Annotated in this window: 20 protein-coding genes; 11 read left to right on the forward strand and 9 right to left on the reverse strand. The window is 73.9% G+C overall.

The features are described from left to right. Positions 1-31 precede the first annotated feature (31 nt). Both I8D64_RS09740 and I8D64_RS09745 read right to left on the reverse strand, forming a co-directional pair. Positions 32-409, reverse strand: a complete 378-nt coding sequence (locus I8D64_RS09740) for a RidA family protein (protein ID WP_200502301.1) — start codon at positions 407-409, stop codon at positions 32-34. A 47-nt stretch (positions 410-456) separates the two neighbouring features. Then, complete coding sequence (locus I8D64_RS09745; RefSeq protein ID WP_200502302.1) at positions 457-1290, reverse strand: hypothetical protein; 834 nt, start codon at positions 1288-1290, stop codon at positions 457-459. 237 nt (positions 1291-1527) lie between these two features. Between I8D64_RS09745 and I8D64_RS09750 the strand changes: the two genes are divergently transcribed. Together I8D64_RS09750 and I8D64_RS09755 are read left to right on the forward strand one after the other, a co-directional pair. Continuing rightward, positions 1528-2097 (forward strand): hypothetical protein, encoded by a 570-nt coding sequence (locus tag I8D64_RS09750; protein ID WP_200502303.1) that lies wholly within the window; start codon positions 1528-1530, stop codon positions 2095-2097. Between the two features lie 50 nt (positions 2098-2147). Next, positions 2148-4859, forward strand: a complete 2712-nt coding sequence (locus tag I8D64_RS09755) for an ATP-dependent RNA helicase (RefSeq protein ID WP_200502304.1) — start codon at positions 2148-2150, stop codon at positions 4857-4859. On the opposite strand, the gene I8D64_RS09760 is transcribed toward I8D64_RS09755, so the two are convergent. Further along, positions 4856-6025, reverse strand: a complete 1170-nt coding sequence (locus I8D64_RS09760) for a hypothetical protein (RefSeq protein ID WP_200502305.1) — start codon at positions 6023-6025, stop codon at positions 4856-4858. The genes I8D64_RS09755 and I8D64_RS09760 overlap by 4 nt on opposite strands. Positions 6026-6142: 117 nt before the next feature. On the opposite strand from I8D64_RS09760, the gene I8D64_RS09765 reads away from it, so the two are divergent. From I8D64_RS09765 to I8D64_RS09790, 6 genes are all read left to right on the forward strand, one after another. Next, a complete protein-coding gene (locus tag I8D64_RS09765; RefSeq protein WP_200502306.1) occupies positions 6143-7378 on the forward strand; it encodes a methyltransferase domain-containing protein in 1236 nt (411 codons plus the stop codon). Between the two features lie 107 nt (positions 7379-7485). Further along, positions 7486-8016, forward strand: a complete 531-nt coding sequence (locus I8D64_RS09770; protein ID WP_200502307.1) for a hypothetical protein — start codon at positions 7486-7488, stop codon at positions 8014-8016. A gap of 9 nt (positions 8017-8025) precedes the next feature. Further along, positions 8026-9150: an asparaginase gene (locus I8D64_RS09775; RefSeq protein WP_343068526.1), complete on the forward strand. Its 1125-nt coding sequence runs from the start codon at positions 8026-8028 to the stop codon at positions 9148-9150. Positions 9151-9362: 212 nt separating this feature from the next. Continuing rightward, positions 9363-10262 (forward strand): sulfurtransferase, encoded by a 900-nt coding sequence (locus I8D64_RS09780; protein WP_200502308.1) that lies wholly within the window; start codon positions 9363-9365, stop codon positions 10260-10262. Beyond that, complete coding sequence (locus I8D64_RS09785; protein WP_200502309.1) at positions 10259-10762, forward strand: SufE family protein; 504 nt, start codon at positions 10259-10261, stop codon at positions 10760-10762. Before I8D64_RS09780 ends, I8D64_RS09785 begins: the two co-directional genes overlap by 4 nt. Before the next feature lie 545 nt (positions 10763-11307). Then, positions 11308-12549 carry an aminotransferase class I/II-fold pyridoxal phosphate-dependent enzyme gene (locus I8D64_RS09790; RefSeq protein ID WP_343068527.1) on the forward strand — a complete coding sequence of 414 codons (1242 nt, stop codon included), beginning with the start codon at positions 11308-11310 and terminating at the stop codon, positions 12547-12549. 34 nt (positions 12550-12583) lie between these two features. Here I8D64_RS09790 and I8D64_RS09795 read toward each other — a convergent pair whose 3' ends face one another. The 3 genes from I8D64_RS09795 to I8D64_RS09805 form a co-directional block, all read right to left on the reverse strand. Continuing rightward, positions 12584-13801 carry a hypothetical protein gene (locus I8D64_RS09795; protein ID WP_200502311.1) on the reverse strand — a complete coding sequence of 406 codons (1218 nt, stop codon included), beginning with the start codon at positions 13799-13801 and terminating at the stop codon, positions 12584-12586. Positions 13802-14010: 209 nt separating this feature from the next. Next, entirely contained in the window at positions 14011-16161 is a 2151-nt protein-coding gene (locus I8D64_RS09800; RefSeq protein ID WP_200502312.1) for a 3-hydroxyacyl-CoA dehydrogenase NAD-binding domain-containing protein, read from the reverse strand. Between the two features lie 211 nt (positions 16162-16372). Next, on the reverse strand, positions 16373-17938 hold the full coding sequence (locus I8D64_RS09805) for an exo-alpha-sialidase (protein ID WP_200502313.1): 1566 nt from the start codon (positions 17936-17938) through the stop codon (positions 16373-16375). 192 nt (positions 17939-18130) lie between these two features. On the opposite strand from I8D64_RS09805, the gene I8D64_RS09810 reads away from it, so the two are divergent. After that, positions 18131-18550, forward strand: a complete 420-nt coding sequence (locus I8D64_RS09810; RefSeq protein ID WP_200502314.1) for a hypothetical protein — start codon at positions 18131-18133, stop codon at positions 18548-18550. A 24-nt stretch (positions 18551-18574) separates the two neighbouring features. On the opposite strand, the gene I8D64_RS09815 is transcribed toward I8D64_RS09810, so the two are convergent. Continuing rightward, entirely contained in the window at positions 18575-19441 is an 867-nt protein-coding gene (locus tag I8D64_RS09815; RefSeq protein WP_200502315.1) for a universal stress protein, read from the reverse strand. Between the two features lie 240 nt (positions 19442-19681). Here I8D64_RS09815 and I8D64_RS09820 point away from each other — a divergent pair, with 240 nt between their 5' ends. Then, positions 19682-20395, forward strand: a complete 714-nt coding sequence (locus I8D64_RS09820; RefSeq protein ID WP_200502316.1) for a GNAT family N-acetyltransferase — start codon at positions 19682-19684, stop codon at positions 20393-20395. A 115-nt stretch (positions 20396-20510) separates the two neighbouring features. Further along, complete coding sequence (locus tag I8D64_RS09825; RefSeq protein ID WP_200502317.1) at positions 20511-21044, forward strand: hypothetical protein; 534 nt, start codon at positions 20511-20513, stop codon at positions 21042-21044. Between the two features lie 69 nt (positions 21045-21113). On the opposite strand, the gene I8D64_RS09830 is transcribed toward I8D64_RS09825, so the two are convergent. Beyond that, the gene (locus I8D64_RS09830) at positions 21114-21539 is read right to left on the reverse strand and encodes a glutaredoxin family protein (protein WP_200502318.1); all 426 of its coding nucleotides are present in this window, start codon (positions 21537-21539) and stop codon (positions 21114-21116) included. Between the two features lie 61 nt (positions 21540-21600). Next, positions 21601-22314: a ribonuclease FAU-1 family protein gene (locus I8D64_RS09835; RefSeq protein WP_200502319.1), complete on the reverse strand. Its 714-nt coding sequence runs from the start codon at positions 22312-22314 to the stop codon at positions 21601-21603. Positions 22315-22391 lie beyond the last annotated feature (77 nt).

Raw genomic sequence — 22391 nt, forward strand, 5'->3', positions numbered from 1 at the left:
GTGCGGGCGGGTGTGCGGACGGTGGGAACGGTCAGGCGGCGGCGACCACGGTGACCTCGATGAGCGCGCCCTTGGGCAGCGCGGCGACGGCGTAGGCCATGCGCGAGGGGTACGGCTCGGTGAAGAAGGTCCCGTACTCCTCGTTGACGGCGGCGAAGTCGTCGATGGAGTCGAGCAGCACGGTGACCTGCAGGGCCTTCTCGAGCCCGGAGCCGGCGGCCTCGAGGATCGCGCCGGCGTTGGTGAGCGCGCGGCGGGTCTGCTCGCGGATGCCGCCCTCGACGATCGCGCCGGTGGCGGGGTCCAGCGGGATCTGCCCGGAGACGAAGATCGTGTCGCCGTGGCGGACGGCCTGGGAGTAGGGGCCGATGGCGGAGGGGGCCTGGTCTGTGCTGATGGCCTGGGTCATGGGTGCTCTCCTGTGTGCGTGGTGGGACGGCGGAACGGTGGGCTGGTTCAGTGCCGCAGGTCGATGCCGAAGACGCGGCGGATCTGGGCGACGGCGTGACGGGTGAAGCGGACGTCGGACGGGGTGCTCGCGAAGGGCACGAAGAGGCCCGGATGGTCGGGGTGGGCGACGCGCCCGTGGCCGGCGCCGGGGGTGACGACGAACCCTGCCTTCTCCATGCGCGTGAGCAGCTCGCGGCGGGTGGTGGGGTGGCGGGTGCCGCGGCCTCCGCGGGCCGACCTCCCGGAGGCCTCGATCGCGGCGTCGAGCGCGTCCTCGTACTCCTCGGGGCGCACGGAGAGTGCGTAGCGGGCGGTGAACAGGCCGATCACGGCGTTCTCGGCGCGGTGCACCTGGACCACGAGGCCGCCGCGCATGAAGTGGTCGCTGGTGCCGGCGTCGGCGCTCCACGACTCCTCCGGGTCGGCCACGGCGAGCACGATGGTCTCGGTGGGGACGTCAATGACGCCGACGGTGCGGATCGCGCCCTCGTCGATCGTGAGCGGGCGCAGGTTCGGGCGCGGGTCCTCGGGGACGAGGGAGTGGACGGCCTCGGCGGGAGGCGCCTGCGCGGGGCGCGGGAGCTCCACGGTGCGGGCGCGGCGGTGCGCGGGGAGGCGGTCGCCGGCCGACGGGCCCCGCGGCGTCGGCGCACTGCTCCCCGGGCGTTGCTGCTGTCGTCCATCCCGATGCTCGCCCTGGTCCTCGCCCTGGTCTGGGGCGCGGCGGCCGGTGGCGGTCCAGTCGACGGGTCGCACGCGCGCAGCGGGCGCGGGGCGTCCCCGCAGCGCGGCCGGCGAGGGCGCGGCGGGACGCGGGGTCCGGGGCTCCTGCGTGCTCATCGCGCCTCCTTCCGCCTCGGGCGTGCTGCTCGCGGGTGCTGTTCGTGCATGTCGCCTCCGGCGACCGCGCCAGTCTCTCGCACGGTCGGCCCGAGTGCCCCTCATGTGTCCTCGTGAGTCGGGCACGGCTCCGGTAGCGTGGGCTCGGCCGTCGGCCCCGTCCGGCCCATCGACCCCGCCCGTCCCATCGGCCCGGTCCGTCACGTCGGCCCTGCCACCGCTTCGAAGGAGACCGCAGTGCAGCGCTTCCCCCATCGCCTCGCCGCCGCCCGTCGTCCCGTGTCCGTCGCGTGCGCGCTCGGCGCGGTGCTGGTGCTCGCCGCGGGCTGCGGCGGCGGTGACGGCGCGGACTCCGGCGCCGCGCAGTCCGGCACCGCGCAGTCCGACGGCGGCGGCTCGGCCGCGGCCTCCGGCGCGGGAGCATCCGACGGCGGCTCTGCGTCCGACGGAGGGTCGGACGGCTCGGACGGCTCGAGCGGGGACTCCTCGACGTCGGCCGAACCGATCGCCGTGACGCCGCCGGAGCAGAAGCCCGAGCTGACCGACGCGTGCACCGGTGAGGGGGCGTTCCTGGTCAACGGCGAGAAGCCCAACGACCCGGCGCTGCCCAAGCGCGACGACCTCACGCTGAAGGTCTCGCTCGAGGACCTCACGGACGACGACGGCGCGGACCTCGTCGCGGACATCGACGGCACACAGAGGCCGATCGAGACCGCGCACGTGGGCGACACCATCTCCGTGGACCAGTGGACGCTGTCGGTGACGAGCGTCTGCAAGGACTCCGTCGAGTTCGACCTCATCGACTGAGTGCACGGCACCCACCGAAGGCTCCGACGACCTGCGATGATCCTCGTCCCATGACGACGCCCCGACCCTTCGACCTCGCGGCGATCGGCGCCGGCCTGCCCGTCGCCGCCGCACGCGAAGAGCTCGCCGAGGCGGCACGGTCCGGTGCGCTCGTGGTCACGGCGCCTCCCGGCACCGGCAAGACCACGTTCGTGCCGCCGCTCGTGGCGGACCTCGTGCCCGGACGCACCCTGGTCACCCAGCCGCGGCGCGTGGCCGTGCGCGCCGCGGCCCGACGCATCGCGCAGCTCGACGGCTCGCGCCTCGGCGAGCGCGTGGGCCTCACCGTGCGCGGCGAGAGGCACGTCGGCCCGCAGACTCGTCTCGAGGTGCTCACCCCGGGCGTCCTGCTGCGCCGACTGCTCGCGGACCCCGAGCTCGAGGGCGTGGACGCGGTGATCCTCGACGAGGTGCACGAGCGCTCGCTCGACGGCGACCTGCTGCTGGGCATGCTCGCCGAGGTGCGGGCGCTGCGGGAGGACCTCACGGTGGTCGCGATGTCGGCGACGCTCGACGCCGCGCAGGTCGCGGACCTGCTGGGCGGGGCGCGCGTGGTCGACGTCCCTGCTCCCCTGCACCCGCTGCGCATCGCGCACGAGCCCGGCGCCGCCCCGCGGCTCGACGCCCGCGGCGTGACCCGGGAGTTCCTGGACCATCTCGCGCGCATCACCGTCGAGCACCGGGCCGAGGAGGACTGCGACGCTCTCGTGTTCGTGACCGGCGCCCGGGAGGTCGACGAGCTGGTGCGCAGGATCCGCTCGCGCGCCCCCGACCTCGAGGTGCTGCCCCTGCACGGCCGTCTGCCCGCGCGCGAGCAGGACCGGGCCACGCGAGGGCGCACATCGGAAGAGGCGGGAGAAGCTGGGGCCGATGCGGCGTCCTCCGGTCGCGTCGTCGTCTCCACGGCTCTCGCGGAGAGCTCCCTGACGGTGCCCGGCGTGCGCCTCGTCGTCGATGCGGGACTGTCCCGGGAGGTCCGTCGGGACCGGGCACGGGACATGACGGGGCTGGTCACGGTGAGCGCGTCACGGGCGAGCGCCGATCAGCGGGCGGGCCGCGCGGCCCGCCAGGGACCGGGACTGGCGGTGCGCGCCTATTCCCCGACGGACGACGCGCGCATGCCCGCGATCTCCCCGCCGGAGATCGCTTCGGCGGACCTCACGGACGCCGCCCTGCTGGTCGCAGCGTGGGGGTCGCCGTGGGCGGCACCCGGTGACCCCGAGGAGGTCACGCGCGCGGACGGCGGCGCGGCCGGGGAGCCCGCCCTGCTCGCCGGGCTGCCGCTGCTCACTCCCCCGCCCGCGGCCTCCGCGACTCGGGCCGTCGAGGTGCTCGCGGGGCTCGGGCTCGTCGACGCCGACGGCCGGGCGAACGCGCTCGGCAGGCGGGTCGCCCGTCTGCCCGTCGGCGTGCGGGAGGCGCGCGCCCTGCTCGAGGGCTCCGAGCGCATGGCCGCACCCGAGGCGGTCGCGGAGGTGATCGCCGCGATCTCGGACGACCACCGTGCGCCCGATGCGGACCTGCCGCGACTGCTGCGGGAGCTGCGCGCCGGCCGTGCGCCCGGCGCTGACCGCTGGCGGCGCGAGGTCGCCCGCCTGCGCCGGATCGCCGAGGACGCGAGGGCGAGGAACGACACCGCCCCGTCGCCCACCGGATCCTCGACCTCTGGCGGCTCGCACCCTCCCCACGATCTCCCGGGCCAGGTCCTCGCGCTCGCGCGGCCCGAGCGGATCGCCCGCCTCACCGCGACCGGAGCGCGCACCTACCTGCTGGCCGGCGGCACGCGCGCCGCGCTTCCCGAGGGCTCCGGCCTCACCGGCAGCAGTTGGCTCGCGATCGCAGAGGTGCAGCGGGCCGACGGGCGCGCGGCGGACGGCACGGGCGCCGTCATCCGCGCCGCCGCCCCGCTCGAAGAGGACTCGGCGCTCGACCTCGCCGGCCCGCTGCTGCGCGCGACGCGTCGGGCCCGGCTCGAGGGCGGGAAGGTCTCGGTGCGCGAGGAACGCGCACTGGGCGCGATCGTGCTGCGCGCGACCCCGGTGGCCGCCACGGCGGACGACGTCGGCCCCGCCCGCGCCGCCCACCTCCGAGAGCACGGCCTCACCTCTCTGAGCTGGAGCGATTCCGCACGGACCCTTCGCTCGCGGCTCGCCCTGATCCATCGCGAGCTCGGCGACCCCTGGCCCGCGATGGACGACGCCTCCCTGCTCGCGTCCCTCGAGGCCTGGCTGCTGCCGGACCTGCTGCAGCTGCGCCCGGATGCCCCTCTCTCGCGCCTGGACCTCACCGCCGCGCTGCGGCGCCTTCTGCCCTGGCCGGAGGCCGCGCGGCTGGACCAGCTCGCGCCGGAGCGGCTCGCCGTGCCGTCGGGGTCGACCGCGCGGATCGACTATCCCGACGCGTCGGCCGCGGCAGGATCATCGGATTCGACGGCGGCGGACGGATCGGGCAGGCCCGTCGTCGCGGTGAAGCTCCAGGAGCTCTTCGGTCTCGCGGAGACACCGCGCCTGGTCGACGGGCGGGTGCCCGTGCTCTTCCACCTGCTCTCCCCCGCGCGCAGGCCGCTCGCCGTCACCGACGACCTGCGCTCCTTCTGGGACGGTCCCTACCAGGACGTCCGCAAGGAGATGCGCGGGCGCTACCCCAAGCATCCCTGGCCCGAGGACCCGTGGACCGCTCCCGCGACGGCCCGCACCGCGCGGCGCCCGGAGGGGAGGGGCTAGAACGGCTCCCCGGCCGCGTAGATGTCCGCGAGGGCATCGATCTCGATGGTCTCGCCGGTGCGAAGGGTGATCCGCGGGATCTGGCCCAGGGAGAGGGCGAGCGGGAGCGGCACGTCGACGTCGTTCCCCTGGCCGTCGTCCGTCCGCCCGCGACCGTGGCAGACGCCGCAGCCGAGGAGTCCGACGGCGAGCGCGCGACGCGCGTCGAAGGCGAGGCGCGCGCGGATGTCCTCCTCCCCGCCGGGGCCGCCCTCGGCGCGGCAGGGCCGCAGCTCGTCGACCCCGGTCAGGGGACACATGCCGGGCCACCGGCTCGCGCGTGTGGGCAGGCCCTGCAGGTGCGGGACCCGCGGGTCCGTGCCGGTGGGGAGCACGTCGAGGACGCCGTCGTGCACGTGCACGATCGCGACCTGCCCGGTCTCGCGGGCCGCGCAGCGCGCGATCTCCACGAGGTCCACGTCCTCGCCGGCCCGTGCGCTCCCGAGGACGTCGGCCTCCCGCATGATCGCCACCGCCGGTTCGAACCAGCTGCGATCCGACGCGATCAGCGCACCGGAGCCCGTCACCACTCCCGGGCCCCAGACGGCCTGCAGCACCTGCTGCGAGCGCAGCCATTTGCGATCGTCCCGCCGCACCGGTTCGGGCAGCGCATCCTCGGCCCCCTCGGGCGGTCCCGCCGGATCGACCGGGTCGAGCGCCGACGGGAGATCGGAGGGATCCGCAGGATCCAGCGGCTCCGGGCCCTCCGGCGGGGGCGCATCGATCGCGAGGATGGAGCTGTCCTCGAGCTCCTCCACGGTGGGGACGACGGGCGCGGACGTCGGGATCACAGGACCCAGTGCCGGGATCAGCACGACCTCGCCGGGGAGCGCGAGCTCGTCGCGTGCGCGCTCGTTCGCGATCACCCGGCTCACCTCGGCGCCGATCCCCGTCGAGACGGGCGGATGCTGCGCCTGATCGGGCCCCGCGCACCCGTCGTCGAAGGGCACCGGCGGCACGTCGGCCTGCGGACCCAGGGTCTCCGGGGCGGCGGTGCGAGGATCCGCGGTCACGGACACGCGGCTCACGCCGGCGATCTCGAACGAGAGCCGCTGCGTGCGCCAGGTCTGCGCGACATCGGTGACGAACCCGGGTTGGGCGTCCGTCGTGCTGCCTCCCTGCATCATGGTCCTTCCGCTCCGACCGGGAGGTCCCCCGACCTCCCGTCGTGAACCTAGCAAGCTCGCGCCCGTGCCGGGCGCGGAGGGATCGCATCCGCACGACGGAGCCGTACACTGCACAGCGTGCAGTGCCACCACTTCGATGCCGGCACCTGCCGCTCCTGCACCCTGATCCCCCTCCCTCACGACGAGCAGATCGCGCGTGCCCAGGCCCGGTATCAGGAGCTGCTGGCCCCCTTCGCCGCCGCCCCGTCCGCTCCCGGCGCGGTCTGGCTGCCGCCCGTGCGCAGCGCCGACTCCGGCTTCCGGGCGACCGCGAAGATGGTCGCGACCGGCACCGCCGCAGATCCGGTGCTGGGCCTGCTCTCCGCTCCCGGGCGCGCGCCGGGAGGCCCGGGCGTCGACCTGGTGGACTGCCCGCTGTACCCGGAGGGCGTGCAGGAGCTGCTCGAGGACGTGCGCGCCCTGGTGCGACGCGCCCAGATCCCTCCCTACGACGTGTCCCGGCGCCGCGGCGAGCTCAAGAACGTGCTGGTCACCGTCTCGCCTGACGGCGAGTTCATGCTGCGGCTCGTGCTGCGCAGCGAGAAGCCGCTGCCGAGGATCCGCGAGCATCTCCCCCGGCTGCTCGAGGCCCAGTCGCAGCTGCGCGTGATCAGCGCGAACATCCATCCCGAGCACAAGGCGGTCCTCGACGGGCCGACCGAGATCCACCTCGCCGGCGACGCCGCCCTGCGGATGCGCATGGCGGGGCCGACCGACGCGCGGACGGACGGGGCCGCGAACCCCGCCGGGCCAGGTCGCGCGATCACGCTGCAGGTGCGTCCGCGCTCCTTCGTGCAGAGCAACTCCTCGGTCGCCGCGCAGCTCTATGCGCAGGTGGGAGCATGGATCGCCGAGATCGACCCCGCGAGCGTGTGGGACCTGTACTGCGGCGTCGGGGGCTTCGCCCTCCACTGCGCGCAGGATGCCGACGCTCCGCTGGCGCGCGAGGTGATCGGTGTGGAGATCTCCCCCGAGGCGATCGACTCCGCCCGGGCGGCCGCCGCCGAGGCCCATCTCTCTGCGACCTTCCACGCGGACGACGCGACGGCGTGGGCGGTCCGCGAGGCGGAGGCGTCGGGACCGCCGCAGGCCGTCATCGTGAATCCTCCCCGCCGCGGCATCGGCGAGCGCCTCGCCGGCTTCCTCGAGCACTCTGGCGTCCGCGACGTCGTCTACTCCAGCTGCAACCCCCGCACCCTGGCGACGGACCTCGCGGCCATGCCCTCCTACCGGATCGCCGCCGCGCGGCTGGTGGACATGTTCCCCCACACCGCGCACGACGAGGTGCTCGTGCGGCTGCGCCGGAACGCCTGAGCGCGAGCCGTCCGGCACCTCGGAGAGCGGGTGCACGAGCTCTGCCCCGCGTGGAACAGTGGGCGGTGAGCACATCACCGCCACGCCCGTCGAGGAGGTCGAGCGCCATGGATGCAGCATCCGCATCGCGACCGGAGGATCCGCAGGACCCGGCAGTCCCGGCGGAGGGGTCCAGCCCCCGCACCGTCGCCGGGGTCGAGGCCTCGCCGCCGCCGCAGGACGGCCCGCTTCCCCTGCTCGCCGCGCTCTTCGCCGAGCAGATGGCGCGCCAGCGCATCGCCGACGACGGCGGGGTCCACCACGGGGCCATGCCCGACGTCCTCCTCGATCCCGCCCATGTGGAGGGTCCGCTGCTGGCCGAGCTCGATCGCATGTCGATCGAGATCCCGCGCGTGGAGGCGTGGGGGACGTTCCACGGCATCGAGGCGATCGACGGCGGCTTCGCCGTCCTGCTCGACGACGACCGGGTCGAGATCCCCGCCGACATGCGACTGCACGTCACCGAGCGCGCCTATCGCCAGGCGGGCGGCGCCGATGTCCGCCAGTACCCGCCCGAGGAGATCGAGCGCCGGCACACCGAGGCGGACCCCGCGGCCGTCCTCTTCGAGGCGAGGGACGACGAGGCTCCTGCCCCGTAGGATCGCCGGGTGAGCATCCCCGACGACTCCCCTGCTCCTGACCTCACCGCGCGCATCCACGTGCTGTCGCTGGGCGGCACGATCTTCATGACCGCGGCGGACGGCGAGGGCGCCGCCCCGGGTGCGGGAGGCGCGGACGTCGTCGCCGCCGGCCTTCCCGCGGGCGTCGAGGTCACGCACGAGGAGGTCGCGAACATCGGGTCGCCGTCGGTGCGGCCCGGTCACCTGGGTGCCGTGCTCGAGCGGGCCCGGACGGCGGTCTACGCGGGCGCGCGCGGGGTGGTCCTCACGCACGGCACCGACACCCTCGAGGAATCCGCCTTCGTGCTCGACGCGCTCTGGGACCGCGACGCCCCGCTCGTGCTCACCGGTGCGATGCGTCCGTCGGACGCACCGGGGGCCGACGGGCCCGCGAACGTGCGCGATGCGATCCGCGCGGCCGCCGCGCCCGCGCTGCGCGGGCTCGGCGCGCTCGCGGTCTTCGACGGCGCGGCCCACCTGGGCGCCCGCGTGCGCAAGCTGTCCTCGCGCTCCGTGAGCGCCTTCGGCTCCGTGCCCGCGGGCGCCCTCGCGGTCATCGACGAGGGCACGCGGCTGCTGCAGCGGCCCGCAGCGGGCGCGACGCACGCCGTCGATCGCCCGCTCGTGCGCCTGCTCGCAGGGGCGTCGGCGGGATCGTCGGCAGATCCCTCGCCCGGTCACTCGGCCGGTCACTCGGCCGATCCGACCACCGCCGGCCGTCCCAAGCTCCCGGACCCGCTGCCCCGCGTCCCGGTGATCTCGCTGGGCATCGGCGACGAGGGCGAGATCCTCGACGACCTGCCCCGCGGCTCGATCGCCGGTCTCGTGGTGGACGGCGCCGGCATGGGGCATGTGCCCGCGGGGGCGATGCCGAGGCTGCGGAGTCTCGTCGCCGAGGGCGTTCCGGTGGTCGTCGCGACCCGGATCCCCGATGGCGGCACCTCGACCCACCACTACTCCTACCCGGGCAGCGAGGTCGATCTGCTCGCGAGCGGCTGCCTGATGGCGGGCGTGCTCCCGGCCCACAAGGCGCGTCTGCTGCTGCAGCTCGCGCTCGCCCGCGGCCTGTCCGCAGCGGGCATCGGCGAGGCGTTCGCGCTGTTCGCCTCCTGACGCCGCCGCGCCCGGGGCGTCCACGCGGCGTCGCCGACCCGCGGGGCCGCATCCCGGCCGTGTCTCGTCCGCCGTTCCCCGGCTCACCTCGCCCTGCCGCTCGTCGTGCGAGGGTGGGAGACTGGCCCCATACGCCACACCTGGGTGGGCCATTCGATGCGGTATCGGCCCGACGCCGCCCCGCCCGGGACGCGATCTGGAGGAGGCACCCCATGGCACTGCCCGCCGACCCGGCACCGGAGCTGCAGGAGTACGCGCATCCCGAGAAGCTCGTGACCACCGCGTGGCTCGCCGATCACCTCGGCGAGGACGGCCTGGTGGTCGTGGAGTCCGACGAGGACGTCCTGCTGTACGACACCGGGCATATCCCCGGCGCCGTGAAGATCGACTGGCACCTGGATCTCAACGACCCGGTGACCCGCGACTACGTGGACGGCGAGGGCTTCGCCGCACTCATGAGCCGCGCCGGCATCACGTCGGACACGACCGTCGTCGTCTACGGCGACAAGTCGAACTGGTGGGCCGCCTACGCCCTGTGGGTCTTCGAGCTCTTCGGCCATGCCGACGTGCGCCTGCTCGACGGCGGCCGCGTCCTCTGGCAGTCCGAGGGCCGTGAGCTGACCCGCGAGGTCCCGCAGCCCGCGGCGACGGAGTACCCGGTGCTCGAGCGCCATGACGAGGCCTCCCGTGCCTTCCGCGACGACGTGCTCGCCTTCCTGGGCGGGCAGCTCGTGGACGTGCGCTCCCCGCAGGAGTACACGGGCGAGCGCCTGCACATGCCCGATTTCCCGCAGGAGGGCGCCGTGCGCGGCGGCCACATCCCCGGCGCGAGCTCCGTGCCGTGGGCGAAGGCCGCGCGCGAGGACGGCCGCTTCAGGCCGCGCGCCGAGCTCGAGTCCGTCTACCTGCAGGAGCAGGGCCTGGATCCCGCCGCGCCCGTCATCGCCTACTGCCGCATCGGCGAGCGCTCGAGCCACTCGTGGTTCGCGCTGAAGTACCTGCTGGGCTTCGCCGACGTGAAGAACTACGACGGCTCGTGGACCGAGTGGGGCAACAGCGTGCGCGTCCCGATCGTCACCGGCTCGGAGCCGGGCGAGGTGCCCGCCCGATGACGGCCCCCTCCGGCGACGCGACTGCATCGGGCGGCCCCGCCGACCAGGGGACGAACGCGCCCCTCCCGGAGGCGTTCGCGGAGATCGTCGACGACTTCCACGCGGTCTCCGGCAATGATCGCGTGCAGATGCTGCTCGAGTTCGCCGACGACCTCCCCGAGCTGCCCGAGCGCTACCGCGACCACCCCGAGCTGCTCGAGCCGGTGCCCGAGTGCCAGTCCCCGATCTTCGTCATCACGGAGGTCGACGGACAGGGCGAGGAAGCCCCGGCGCGACTGTTCTTCTCTGCCCCGCCCGAGGCGCCGACCACGCGCGGCTTCGCGGGCATCCTCGCCGCGGGCCTCGAGGGGCTCACCGTCGGCGAGATCCGGGCGGTCCCGGCCGACGTCACCGAGAACCTGGGGCTCGCCGAGGTCGTGAGCCCGCTGCGCCTGCGCGGCATGGCCGGGATGCTGGGCCGCATCAAGCGCCAGCTCGGCGAGAAGGCCGGCCTGCAGTAGTCGTCCCCCGTCGTCCCCGAGCGGCGGATGTCGTGATCCGTCGGACCTTGTCCGGACACAGCGAGCGGCCCGCGCTGACCGAAGTCGGCGCGGGCCGCTGCACATCGACACCTCGGACCCCCACCCGAGGCGTCTGGTACCAGGCCGTGCCTGTACGACTGGGAACTATAGGTTTCCGGACGGGCGATCCACCAGTGGCGCAGACCACTGCGAGGGTGATGTCGCAGGTCACCTCGCCTTCATAACTTTTGAGTCCGGATCGCACGGCGACCGGCGGGGCGTGTCGGACCCCCTCGTCGGCGTGCTCGTCCGCGTTCCTCCTGGTCGTCACGGCCTGTCGCGACGGCCGTCGGCGCCGCTCCCGGTCCAGCCCGCGACGACCCGGCACCCGTCGGCCGCGACCCTGCCAGACTCGCACCATGTCCGATCACCTCTCCCCCGCCCGCCGATCCGCGCCGGAGCCCGCTGGAGCGCCCCGGCCCGCGCCCTCGTCAGCGCCTGCGCCCGCACCCGCGCATGCACCCGAGGGCCCGTGGTCGCGCGCGGTGAGCGCCGCCGGCCTGCTGCGCGACGGCGAGGTGCGGCCGACGATCTTCGCGCACATGTCGGCCCTCGCCGCGGCGCACGGCGCGATGAACCTGGGCCAGGGCTTCCCCGACACCGATCCTCCGGAGGTCGTCGCCGAGTCCGCGGTGGCGGCGATCCGCGAGGGGGCGAACCAGTACCCGCCGGGCGCCGGGGTGCCCGTCCTGCGCGAGGCGATCGCCGCGCACCAGGAGCGCTTCTACGGTCTGCGCTGGGACGCGACGAGCGAGGTGCTCGTGACGGCGGGTGCGACCGAGGCCCTCGCCGCATCGCTCCTCGCGCTCGTGCGGCCGGGCGACGAGGTGCTCACGCTCGCCCCGTTCTACGACGCCTACGCGGCGGTGATCGCCCTGGCGGGCGGCGTGCACCGCACCGTGCCGATCCGTCGCGAGAACGTCGCGGACGACGGAGGCGACGGGGCCGACGGACAGGACGGGGCTGACGGTGCGCGGGCGCGCCTGCGCGTGGACCCCGACGAGCTGCGGGCGGCGATCACCGACCGCACGCGCGTGGTGCTCGTGAACTCCCCGCACAATCCCACGGGGATGGTGCTGGACGCCCGGACGCTGCAGGTCATCGTCGACGCCGCCGCGGAGCACGACGCGTTCGTGCTCACCGACGAGGTCTACGAGCATCTCGTCTTCGAGGGCGAGCACGTGCCCGTCGCGTCCCTGCCCGGTGCCCGGGAGCGCACGATCTCCGTGGGCTCGGCCGGCAAGACGCTCTCCGTGACCGGCTGGAAGATCGGCTGGGTGACGGCGCCGGCGCCGATCCTCGAGGCGGTCACCGGCGTCAAGCAGTGGCTCACGTACGCCTCGGGCACGCCCTTCCAGGGAGCGGTCGCGCGCGGCCTCGCCATGGCCGACGAGGACTTCGCGGCGATCGCCGAGGACCTGCGCGAGCGCCGCGATCTGCTGGTCGCGGCGCTCGATCGGATCGGCCTGTCCCTCGTCGTCGCGGAGTCCGGCTACTTCGTGCTCGCCGATCTCGCGCCGCTGGGAGCGCACGACGCCGCCCAGCTCTGCGACCGTCTGCCCGAGAAGGCAGGGGTGGCCGCGATCCCCGTCAGCGCCTTCCTGCCCGAGGGCGAGGCCGGGCAGTGGCGCAGCTGGGCGCGGCTCGCGTTCTGCAAGGACCGTGCGACGCTCGAGGAGGCCGGACGGCGCCTGGCCGCATGGGCCGAGGGCGTCCGCGCGGGCTGAGCAGGCACCGCGCGGACCACCCCGGAACCCGACGTCACTTGCCGGCGACGAACGCCGGATCGGTGTCGAAGTCGACGAGTCCGGACACCTTGAAGGTGCCGTCGCCCTTGTCGGAGTCCGGGACCAGGAACGGCATGTCGTACGTGACCGAGGCGCCGTCGTAGATCTGCTCGGCGTCGAGGTAGTCGTGCTCGGTCGTGGCGTACGTGTACTCGTACCCCTTGCCGTCCGCGCTCACGTAGGAGACGGTGGCGTCGAAGTTCGCCGCCGCGCTCCCGTCGCCGTGGTACGTGATCGTCACCGGGACCAGGATGTACTTCTGTCCGCTCGGCGCCTTGTCGTTGTACTGGTCGGCCTTCGCGATGGCCTCGTCGGCATCGAAATTCGCCTTCCCGAGCTTCACGTCGAGCTCCCCGCCGTCGACCGCCTCCACGGTGACCGTGCTGCCCGCGGGCAGCGGATCGCTGCGGGTGCCGCGCGCGGAGGAGGAACCGCCCCCGGCGTCGTCGGACGCGGTCGCGTCCTCGCTGGGCTCGTCGGAGTCGCTGGGCTCGTCGGATGCGGTGGTCTCCTCGGGTTCGGTCGTCTGCTCCTGCGTGGCGGGACCCGACGTCGGCTCCGGATCATCGCCGCCCGCCAGGGCGAACACCGCGATGATCGCGATGACGGCGAGAAGCGCGAGGACCGCGCAGCCGCCGCAGCCGATGAACCACCACTTCTTCGACCCGCCGCCGCTGCCCTGCTGCTGGATGCTCGAGAAGCCGTCTCCGCCCCCGCCGTACGCGGGCGCGCTCGAGGCGCCCGTGGTCGCCCCGTAGGGGTTCGCGGAGGCCGACGAGCCGGGGCTCGTGGGCGGCGCGGGGTACCCGCCGCCTGCCGTGCCGTAGTCGGGGTTCGCCGAGCCGTAGCCGCCGTATCCGGAGCTCTGGGCGCCGTAGCCGGCGCCTGGGTCGCCATAGCCCGTGCCCGGGTCGCCGTAGTTCGTGCCCTGGTCGCCGTAGTTCGTGCCCTGGTCGCCGTAGCCGGAGCCCGCTGAGCCGTACCCGGATCCCGCGTTGGAGGAGTCGTAGCCGGTGTTCTGGGCGCCGTAGCCGGTGTTCGCCGAGCCGTACGCGCCGTCGGCCGAGCCGAAGTCCTGGCCGAAGCCCTGCTGCTGCCCGTCGGGCGGGCCCGCGGCGCCGTCGCCCTGGCCCTCGCCCTGCGGGGCCGAGCCCCATCCGTCCTGACCGGGATTCTGCGGTGGTTGCGTCATCGTGTCGCGCGGCGCCGAACGGCCCCGCCCCTCCTCTCAGCACCTGTGCCGACGTGGTCCACGGCACTCTGAGAGGCTATTGTGCCCCAGCGCACACCGGCGCCGCGACCGGATGCGCCACCCGGCGCCGCCCCTGCGGAGCGGCGCCGAGCGTCATCGGGTCGCGGTGAGCGCCCGCGGCCCGAACGGGCGCCGGAGATCGGGTGCTGTCAGCGGGTGAAGCGGTCCCCGTGGAAGGGCGCGCCGACGACCTCGCGGCTCACGCCGGTCTGGTCGAGGTACGGGGTGAGCCCGCCGCGGTGGCGCGGGTAGCCCGCGCCGAGGATCATCGCCAGGTCGATCTGCTCGGGGCGCTCCACGACGCCCTCGTCGAGCATCAGCCCGGTCTCCTCGGCGAGCCCGCGCAGGACGCGGTCCAGGAGCGCGTCGCCGACGGCGGCCGACCCGCCCTTCGAGGTCCCGCCGGAGAAGGCGGCCCGCAGCGCGTCGGAAACCTGCGGATGGACCTGCGAGCGGTCGCGCATCGTGCCCGCCTCGCCGGAGTCGAGCAGGCGCGTGAGGCCCGTGGAGACCGGGAAGCGCTCGGTGCCCAGCTGCTCGCCGAGGACCTTGCCCACGTGGTCGGCGACGCCGATGCCCACGAGGTCGAGCAGCTCGAAGGGCCGCATCGGCAGGCCGAAGGGGTCCAGGGAGGCGTCGACGGCGGCGAGGTCGGCGCCCTGGTCGGCCGAGCGCAGCACCTCGCTGAGCACGCGGAACAGCAGACGGTTCACGATGAACCCGGGCGCGTCCGCGCTCTCGACGGCGAACTTCCCGCAGCGCCGCACCACCTCGTGACCGGTCGCGAGGACCGCGGGATCGGTGCGCTCGGTGCGCACCACCTCGACGAGCGGCATCTTCGCGACGGGGTTGAAGAAGTGCAGGCCGACGACGCGCTCGGGGTGGGCCAGGTCCTCGCTCATGGCGGCCACGGACAGCGAGGAGGTGTTCGTGACCAGCAGGGCCGACGGGTCGAGGACGCCTTCGAGCTCCCCCAGCACGCTCTTCTTGATCGCGAGGACCTCGGGGACCGCCTCGAGCACGAGATCGCAGTCGGCGAGGTCGGCGACATCGGCGGTCGCGCTCAGCAGCTCGGAGACGGAGCGGGCGGACTGCTCGTCGAGCTTCCCGCGGGAGGCGGCCTGGGCGATCACGTCGCGGGCGTGCGCGAGGCCCTTCCGGGCGATGTCCTCGTCGAGGTCGCGCAGGGTGACGGGCACCTGCAGGCCGAGGGCGAGCTGCGCGGCGATCTGGGAGGCCATGAGGCCGGCTCCGGCCACGCCCACGCGGCGGATCTCGCGGGCGCCCTCGACCGGGCGGCGTCCGGGCTTGCCGCGGCGCAGCAGCTCGGCCGCGTACAGCGACCCGGCGGCGGCATCGGAGTCGGCGAGGCCGACGATGGCCTGGCGCTCGGCGGCCAGGGACTGCTCGAGGCTCGATCCGGGCAGGGCCTCGAGGATGCCGAGCGTGCGCTTCAGCGAGGGAGCGCCCGCGGCCTCCATGCGCTCGGCCCATGCGCGACGGGTCTCGGCGGGGCTGTGCGGGGCGTCCAGCGCGTCGAGCAGCGTCCGGGCGCGATCGGATCCCGCGGCGGGGATCGGATCGGGGCGGGCCGACGGGTCGATGCCGCCGTCGGCGATGCGGCCGGCGAGGTGGTCGAGGGCCGCGTCGAGGTCCTCGACCAGTGCCTCGACGATGCCGAGCTCGTGGGCCGCGGAGGCGCTGAGCTGCTTGTCGCGGGCAGGGTCCTCGAGGATCACGCGGACGGCATCGGCAGGGTCGATGACGGACTGCAGGAGGGTGGTGCCGCCCCATCCGGGCAGGATCCCGAGGCTCGTCTCGGGCAGGCCGATGCCGCGGACCGTGGGGCCGGCGGTGCGGATGTCGGCCATGAGCGCGACCTCGAGGCCGCCGCCGAGGGCCGCGCCGTTGAGGTGGGCGAGCACCGGGACCGCGGCGCCGCGCATGCGGACCTGCAGGTCGTGCGCGCGATGGGTCATGGGGTCGACGGTCTCGCGTCCGGCGGGATCGGCGAACATCGAGAGGTCGGCGCCGGCGAGGAAGACCCTGCCCGTGCCGGTGAGCGCGATCGCCTGGATCTCGCCGGCCTCGGCCCGGGCGAGCGCCTCCGTGAACGCCGAGTCGACGTTCTCGAGCGACTGCGGCCCGAGCGTCGCGGGCCGGGACTCGCCCTCCGGCGGGGCGAAGGTGAGGACGGCGATCGTGCCGATCCCCTCGTGCTCGCGGTCCTCGACGAGGACGCGGGTGACGTGCTCGGTGTACGCGGGGACGCTGCCGGAGTGCGCGGTGGTGGGGGCCATGGCCAGCCTTTCGGGGGTCTTCTCGTCGTCGAGTCGCCGCACGTCATCGAGGCGCTGATTCCTGATACCGACGGTTTCAGGTACAGCATGCCGCAGGCGGGCCGGGAGTGTCCAACGACGCGGAGAGCGACGACGGGGAGCGCCGCATGTGCGGCGCTCGCCGCGGGGCGCCCCGTGTGCAACGCTCACCGTCGGACCGACGGCCGGATGCTCAGGCCCGGACGGCGACCTCCAGGTCTCCGCGGAGCGAGAACGACGCCGCGCTGATCGTGACGTCGCCGGTCACGGTCGTGGCCTCGGCATCGGCCGGCGCGGTGACGCGCAGCCGGACGGCGCGGCTGCGGCCCGGGGGCAGGGCCGGCACATGCACGCTCTCGGCGCTCCAGCCCTCGGGCAGCTCCGCCGTGACGCGGGAGGCGGGCAGTGTGCGCTTCTCGTCGTTGCGCAGGGTCACGGCGACCTCGACGTCGCCGCCCGCAGCGACCTCCGCAGAGGTGTCGGGGACGTGCAGGCGGAAGGGGTTCAACCAGTCGCGGTCGAAGCGGCCGAAGACGATGGTGTTGGCACCCTCTCCCTCGAAGAGCACGCCGAAGGTGCCGTCCTCGAGCGCTGTGAGCTGGGAGTACGCGTGGTCGCCCGTCTGGTAGGTCCTCTTCACCGGCCAGGTCTCGCCGTCGTCGTAGGAATAGCGCACGGTGCCGTTGACGCGCGCGGTCGCGCTGTCCGAGTTCGAGAACAGCAGCTCCTTCGCCGCGTCCGACCCTGCCCGCGCCCCCGGATCCATGGCGATGATCGAGGCGTTGTTCCGCGGATCGGTGAGCGTCGCGTCGAGGACGGGCTCGGACCAGGTCTCCCCGCCGTCACGGGAGAGGGCGACGTAGCGCGCGGTGTCCCCGCTGTGGACGCGCGAGTTCAGCATCAGCGTGCCGTCGCTGAGCTCGACGACCTTGTTCTCGTCCATGTTCACGCCCGTCGGCTCGCCCATCCGCCAGGTCTCGCCGTGATCGTCAGAGAACACGGAGTAGGCGCGGAACGACTCGTCGCGCCACTGCCCGATGTACTGCTGGACAAGGCGGCCGCGATGCTTCCCACGGGCGATCTGGATGCCGGCGCCGCTGGTCGCGAACATGCCGCGCACGTCGTCGGGCTTGGTGACCCCGGTCAGGCGCCGTGACGTCCAGGTGCGGCCGTCGTCCTCCGAGACCGAGACGGTCGAGCTGAGGACCATGCGGTCGGCGTCGTCGTTCCCGAAGCCGCTCTCGAAGAAGCCGGCGTCCTTGGAGAAGACATGGAAGTTGAACAGGGTGCCGGTGATGCGGTCGTGGACGTAGCTGGGGTCGGAGAACCCGATCGTGTCCTCGCCGTCGTGGCCCTGCTCGATGACGGTCTGCTCCTCCCAGGTGCGGCCGCCGTCGCGGGAGCGGCGCTGGAGGATCGAGTTGGGGCCGGGGGCGTCGATGCCGGTGGGGCGGCCGTCGTAGGCGGCGAGGACGTCGCCGCTCTCGAGCTGCACGAGCGCGGTGATCCGGTAGTTCGGGAACACGCCGTCGCCGCCGACCGCGAGGGTCTCCGTGAGGAAGCGGCCGCCGGTGCTGCCGTGGCCATGACCGTGGCCGCTGCCGTGCCCATGTCCATGTCCATGTCCATGTCCATGACCGTGCCCTGTGGGCGCTGCGTGCGCGGCCGCGGGCAAGGCGAGGAGAGAGGCGAGGGCGCCGGTGCCCGCACCGAGAACGGTGCGGCGATGAGGTCCGGCGGTGCGAGGAGAAGACGTCACGGGAGCTCCTTCGTTCCTGTCCGTCGGCGGCGCGGGCAGTCGCCTCGCAGGGACCCACCGAGGGACGTCTGATGTCCGACCTTAAGGGAGCTCGGTGAGCACCACAAGGAGGAGCGACCCTCCGGCACCGCAGGAGCTCGCCAGCGCACTCGCGCGTACGCTGGGAAGGAGACCTCGCGCAGGAGGTGCGCCATGTCTTCCGGCTACAGCCCCGTCGTCCCGCATCCGCGTCCCGTGCCCTGGGTATGGACCCTGGCGGAGGCGCTGCTGGGTGCCGGCGCTGCGGCGACCATGCTCGGTCTGTTCCCCCTGGGGCTGCTCGCGCGGACCATCATGTGCGGCGCGCTGGTGATCGCGATCGTGCTCATCGACGGCTTCACGCGGATGCTCTGCGCAGGATCCGGACTGGAGCGATCGATGCGTCAGCTCGTGATCGGCGGTCTCACCCTGTTGATCATCGTGCTGGCCGTGACGGCGATGCCGCTGACGGTCCCGTCGCCCACCCGGTGGGCGCTCGTCGCCGCGACCGCCGTCGGCCTGTTCGTCGAGCTGCGCTGGGACAAGCGCGTGCAGGTGGAGCGGGCGCAAGCGATCGCTGCACAGCAGGAGTGAGCGACGCCGAGGCCCAGGGGCGCCTCAGGCCGGCTGCGGGGACGAGGGGTCCGGCTCGCCACGGAACTCGTGGCGGCAGATCACGGTCGTGCACTGGGCGTGATGCACCACGGCATGTGCCGTCGAACCGAGGAGGCGGCCGTGGCGTCCCTGGTAGCCGAGCACGAGCATGCCTGCCTCGGCCGAGGCCTGCAGGAGTCCGTCGGGCACGCTGCTCCCCTCCTCGACCTGCGAGGCGACGGCAAGATCCGGGGCCGACGCATGGGCCCGGGCGGTCGCCTCGTCGAGGATCCGCTCGGCGCCGTCGCCCTCGACGACGTGTCCGTCGACCGTGCCGCGCACGTGCAGCAGGGTCAGGCCCTCGCCGAGAGCGCGCGCGAGGCGGACGCCGGCGTCGACCGCTTCGAGGCTCGCCTCGGAGCCGTCGACCCCGACGAGGACGGGACCGTGCGGCGCCTCGGCCTCGCGCACGACGATCACGGGACAGCCGGCATGGGTGATCAGCCCCAGGCTCACCGAACCCAGCAGCATCCCGAGGAAGCCGCCGAGGCCGCGATTGCCGACGACCATCAGCAGCGCGGTCCGGGACGCCGTCTCGAGGACCGCGCGCGGATTGCCGGTGATCAGCTCCGTGCGCACCTCCACGCCGGGCGCGGTCTCCTCGGCGATGCCCGCGGCCTCCCTCAGCAGCTGCTCGGCGACGTTGCGGTGGCCGGAGCCGGAGACGCCCTTCACCGGCCCCAGATCCTTGGTGACCAGCGGGAAGATCCAGGCATGGATGATCGCGAGCGGCTTCTTCCCGGACTTCGCCAGCCGCGCCGCCCAGCGCAGGGCCATGGCCGACTGATCAGAGCCGTCGTACCCGACGATGATGGTGTCGCTGAAGTCCATGGCGTCCCTCCTGAGGGCTGCGATCGGCGTTCCCGGTCGGCGGTGATCCGGGCGTGCCACGAGCCTAGCGGCGCGGATGCGGAGGAGGGAGGGGCGCGGGCCCGGAAGTCCGCCCGTCCCGCGCGCCCGCCGCACGCGTTCTCCCTTCGTCACACCCGCGCGCAGGGCCTGTCGCCTCCCGCCCTCGCGGATCTACCGTGAAGAACCGTCCCCCACCTGCTCCAGGAGAACGCCCCGCCGATGGTCACGCTCGCCGACACCACCTCCCCCGCCACGGACGACTCCGTGCTGGACTCCCCCGCCTGGTCCGCGCTCACGGGCGCGCACGCGCACTTCGCGATCGGGAACGATCTGGTGCTGCGCTACCCGCACGACGTCTCGCCGTTCGTCGGCGTGAAGGACTGGGGGGACCCGGGCGTGTGGGACGCGATCCTCGACGTGTTCGGGCACGACGCGGTCGTCAGCGTCTCCCATGCGGATCCGACGCTGCCCGAGGGCTGGAGCTGGGAGCACCGCATCGACGGCGTGCAGCTCACCGAGACCCCCGCTCTGCGGACCCGCCCCGATGAGGAAGCGGTCGTGCTCGGAGCCGACGACGCACCGGAGATGCTCGCCCTCGTCGAGCGCAACCAGCCCGGCCCGTTCCTGCCGCGCACCCATGAGCTGGGGCGCTACGTGGGCATCCGGCGCGAGGGGCGCCTGGTGGCGATGGCCGGGGAGCGCCTGCACCCCGACGGCTGGACCGAGATCAGCGCCGTGGCCGTGGACGCCGACCAGCGCCGGCAGGGACTCGCCTCGCGCCTCGTGCTCGACGTCGCCCACGCCATCCAGCAGCGCGGCGACCGCGCCCTGCTGCACACGGGCGCCGAGAACACCGGTGCGATCGCGGCCTACGAGAAGCTCGGCTTCGCCCTGCGCCGCACCCTGATCTTCGGTGCCGTGCGCACGCCCTGAGCACCGGAACGGTTGTCTCGTCCGCGACGGTTCCGTACGGTCGAGGAGCGTGCGCGGTCCGCCGCGCAGGGCCCGTACGACGGAAAACAGGGCGCGGCGATCGAGGGGGAGCACGATGCCGGCGACGCCGACGACACCGACACCCGACGGCGTCCGGACAGCGCGCACGGCGCAGGATCCCACGGACGCATCGGCCGAGCGGAGCACGCCTCGGCCCATCCCGCTGGCGCTCACGCTGATCCAGGCCGTGATGCTCTGCGGCGCCCTCGCGGTGATGATGGTGCTCACCACCGTCACCACGAGCTGGTGGCCGTGGCTGGTCTATGCAGTCCTCATGTACGGAGGGCTCTTCCTCGGAGGGCTCGTCCGACGCCGTCATCTCGGAGGGCGCGTGACCCGCAGCGGCAGGGTCGTCGCGGTGAGTGCGATCGCGGCGGTCCCGCTGGTGGTGCTCGTGCTCCTCGCGGAGAGCCTCGGATTCACCGCATGGGGGATCCTCGTTATGCTCGTCGTCCTCCTCGGCTTCACCGCGCTGCTGCGCTTCGACGACGTCGCGTCGCTGCAGCGCGCCCGGGCGGGGCACTTCGTCAAGCCCACTGCGACGGGCCCGCTGGACGTCGACGGCCCCGCACCCGCCTCCCCGCGCTGAGCGGTTCGCCGCGCCGAGCGGGCACGTCCGCTGCGGACCGGATCGGCCCGACGGCCCCATCGACCCTGATCAGAGCAACGCGCGGATCTCGTCGACCGTGGGATTGCGCAGCACCTCGTCGCCGATGATCACCGTGGGCGTGAGCTCGTCACCGCCGTTCAGCTCGCGCACGCGTGCGTTCGCCTGCTCGTCCTGCCACACGTTCACCCAGGTCACGCGTGAGTCGCGTCCGAGGCTCAGCAGCAGACGCTCGCAGTAGACGCAGCCGGGCTTCCACAGCACCAGAGCGCGGCTCGGGGCGATCTGCGCCGATGCCTCGGCCCAGGCGGTGTGGCGTCCGCGCCGGCCCGACCACCAGCCGATCGTGAGGACCACGAGGCAGCCCAGGACGCCGACGAGAGTGCCCGCGGTGAGGCTCTCGACCCCGATCACGATCGCGAGGACGAGCACCGCGAGGAACCCCAGGAGGATGCTCAGTCGCGTGCGCTGGTCCATGGCGCTCTCCTCTCTCGTCGTCGCACCTGCGTCGGCAGTCGCAGTCGCAGTCGCAGCGGCCTCACGGTCGCAGCTCCTGCCAGCCCTCGGGAAACGTCACGAGGCCCGCGTCGGCCGGAGGGACGAAGGCGCCCCAGTCGGCGCCGACCAGACCCTCGCGGCGCTCGAAGATGCCGCGCACCGTCGCCCCCACCTCGGTGATGCGCTCGGCGATCTCGCGGGTCGCGGTGCCGTTGTCCACGAACCATGCCAGCTCGTCCTCGTCCTTCATCGCGACGCGCCAGTCGTCGGTCGCGGGATCGCCCTCGGCGACCACGTCGAGCGCCCAGTCCTGCATGTCGTAGCCGAGAGGGGTGCGCCGCCAGGGCGCCTCGAGGTTCCCGTACCAGCGGGGCGTCCAGTCCGTGCCGTCGTGCCAGCGCCAGATCGACCAGGGCTCGCCCGGTCGGTGCGCGCGCACCACCGTGCTGCCGCGCCACGCGGACAGCTCGTAGGAGCCGTCCCAGTCCCCCGGCGCGACGAGCCGGCCGTTCGGGCCCGATCCGGGGCCGCGACGGCCCGCCATCGCCGAGCCCGGGACGGTCATCATCACGATGAGGTCCTCGGAGTCGTGCAGCACCGTGCCGCCGACGGCGAAGCCCACGGCCGGGCCCGTCTCGGGGAAGTCGCGGACGCTGCGCTGGACGACGTCCGTCCCGGGGGCGTGCGGCGGCACGGGCGGCTCGTAGGGCGCGGTGGGGAGGTCGCCGAAGGGACCGGTGGTCGGTGTCGCCATGGCCCCACCGTACGCGGGGGTCCGACGGCCGGTCCCGTCGGCCGCATAGAGTCGGACGGGACCCCCAGCAGGAAGAA

The sequence above is a fragment of the Brachybacterium halotolerans genome (assembly GCF_016623465.1).
GTDB classification, from domain to species: Bacteria; Actinomycetota; Actinomycetes; order Actinomycetales; family Dermabacteraceae; genus Brachybacterium; species Brachybacterium halotolerans.